The organism is Spirosoma gilvum, from assembly GCF_054776815.1.
In genome coordinates this window covers 1-1,058 of the sequence record NZ_BAAHBH010000042.1, presented here as the reverse complement: position 1 = coordinate 1,058, position 1,058 = coordinate 1, and the positions used below count along the sequence as shown (strand labels likewise).

Sequence of the window (1,058 nt, the reverse complement as noted above, 5' to 3'; positions counted from 1 at the left end):
TAGGACTTTCGCTTAAAGAGTAAAAATGGCAACTTCACAGCATGATAGCTAAGCAGGAATACATCGAATACTTGATCAGTACGCCTTTTAACTATACCTGTACCAACTTGGCTGAACATAAACCTAACTTGAGCCATGATGTGGTCAGTGATTTTCTGGTTCAGCAGCGCTTCACACCAGCGGACTTGTGGGCTATTGTCAAAACCCAGGTTGACGATTTAGAAACAGCCTCTGTCATCGTCGACGACAGCGTGCAAGCCAAACGGTATTCATATTTTATCGAGCTGGTTAAGAAACAATACTCTGGCAATGAGCATGGTACGGTCAAAGGTATTGGCCTAGTCAACTTCATCCATTCGGTCGGCAATGATGGCGAATTTTGGCCCATCGATTATCGAATCTATCACCCCGAGACCGATGGCAAATCTAAAAACGATCATTTTCAGGAGATGTTTTTGCGGCTGACGAGCCACAAGCAGCTTAAAGCCCGCCGTATCCTCTTTGACACCTGGTATGCTTCGGTCGATAACCTTAAGTTGATTCATCGGGCAGGCTGGACTTTCTTCACTACACTGAAGAGCAACCGGTTGGTGAGTGTTGACCGTGAGCGGGGCTACGAGCCTCTGAGCGCGTTGGTATTTGATGAACGGACCTTGGTTAAAGGGCTAATTGTTAAGCTGAAGGAGGTTCCTTTTAAGGTAAAGTTATTCAAGCTGGTCGCCCCACACGGTGACATTGACTGGGTCATTACCAATGACTTAGACGAGACTGTAAACCTGTTTGTCGCTGACCTAGCCAACGACAACCGCTGGCAGATCGAGGACTTTCACCGGAGCTTCAAACAATTAACCGGCTCGGAGAAGTGTCAGTGCCGTAAGGCTCGTTCTCAGCGGAACCATCTGGCCTGTTGCTATCAAGCTTGGGTGGCGTTAAAAGTTAAGGCTCGACAAGTGGGTGAAACCATGTATCGAGTACGTACCAGGCTGTTTTCCGACTATTTGAGTCAAGAATTAGCGAACCCCAGAATTACAGCAATTACCCTATAAGCGAAAGTCCTA

The 1,058-nt window shown here is 47.1% G+C and carries 1 protein-coding gene; it reads left to right on the top strand.

Annotation, left to right across the window (positions count from 1 at the left end; translation table 11 throughout):
- Positions 1–41: 41 nt before the first annotated feature.
- Positions 42–1,046, top strand: coding sequence for an IS701 family transposase (locus ACYVFD_RS35970; protein WP_461095451.1), 1,005 nt, complete (start codon positions 42–44; stop codon positions 1,044–1,046).
- The last annotated feature ends 12 nt before the right edge of the window (positions 1,047–1,058 follow it).